The 1,426-nt window shown below is 64.9% G+C and carries 1 protein-coding gene; it reads left to right on the top strand.

Annotation, left to right across the window (positions count from 1 at the left end):
- Positions 1-246: 246 nt before the first annotated feature.
- Positions 247-1,419: an IS30 family transposase gene (locus ACZY0X_RS31195; RefSeq protein ID WP_463775892.1), complete on the top strand. Its 1,173-nt coding sequence runs from the start codon at positions 247-249 to the stop codon at positions 1,417-1,419.
- Positions 1,420-1,426 lie beyond the last annotated feature (7 nt).

The following is a 1,426-nucleotide window of genomic DNA, read 5'->3' as shown; positions in this document are numbered from 1 at the left end:
GGCGAATTCAAGTGGTGATCGCAACACCTGATTGAAGGGTGTTGTGTGATGGGTGGGGTTCGGTTTCGGTATCCCGATTCGGTGCGTGCGGAGTTCTTTGAGGCGTTAAGCGCGGGGTTGACCCCCTCAGCGGCGGCAACGGTCGTTGGGATCGCTGCCGTCACGGGATGTGCCTGGGCCAGACAGGCTGGGCATCAGCACGATCGGCATGCCAAGAAGGTCAAGTACTCCCAGGCCGCTAGGGATGTGTTCTGGGGCGCGTTGTCTGCCGGGCATTCACCACAACAGGCCGCCAAGGCGGCGGGCGTGTCGGAACCGGCCGCTAAACGGTGGATCAAAAAGGCTGGGTACGTGCCCAGGACCATTGAATGCCTGACCGTTGTCGACTCCGGCGATCCCGGCGTTGCGCCGCGGGCAGCGCTGACGTTTCTGGAACGCTGCCGCCTTGAGCAGTTGCTGGAACAGGGCTACCGCCCAGCCCAGGTGGCGGAGTTCCTGGGGCGACACCGATCAACGATCGGCCGCGAGATCAACCGCGGCGCGACGGCCTCGGGATACCGGGCCCGGGTCGGGCAGGCTCATGCCCAGGAGCAGGCCAAACGCCCCAAGCTGCGGACGTTGCAGTTGTATCCCGCGCTGTGGACGGTGGTTCTGCAAGGCTTGCATCAGCGGCACAGCCCCCAGCAGATCGCGGGCCGGCTGCGCCAGAGGTTTCCCGAGGATCCGGAGATGTGGGTGTCACACGAGACGATCTACCAGGCCCTGTACCTGCTGCCGCGTGGAGAGCTGGCCCGCTCAGTCAAGGCCGCCCTACGCGCTGGCCGGATCGTGCGGAAACCGCAGGGCCGTACCAGCTCTGAGACCCGCGGCAAGATCAAAGACATGATCTCCATCAGCGAGCGTCCCGCCGAGGCCGCTGACCGGGCGATCCCCGGGCACTGGGAGGGAGACTTGATCATCGGTGCGGGCGGAGCCTCACAGATCGGCACGTTGGTCGAGCGCAGCACCGGGTTCGTGGTGCTACTGCACCTGCCCGGTGATCGGACCGCCGAAACCGTCGCGGCGGCGATGACGACCAAGATTCCGCAGATCCCCGAGGTGCTGCGGCTGTCGCTGACCTGGGACCAGGGCAAGGAAATGGCACTTCACACCAAGATCACCGAAGCCACCGGCCTACCGATCTTCTTCGCCGACCCGCACTCCCCGTGGCAGCGCGGCACCAATGAGAACACCAACGGACTTCTGCGCCAGTACTTCCCCAAAGGCACCGACCTGGCCTTCTACGGACCAGGATGGCTCGACAACGTCGCCGCCGAACTCAACGCCCGACCACGCAAACGCCTCGGCTATCGCACGCCCGCCGAAGAACTCGAACGACTACTGTCCAACCCGACCACGTTTGTTGCGATCACCGCTTGAATCTGCC

The organism is Mycobacterium sp. IDUB_39, from assembly GCF_055419205.1.
This window is presented reverse-complemented; position numbering and strand designations above follow the sequence as displayed.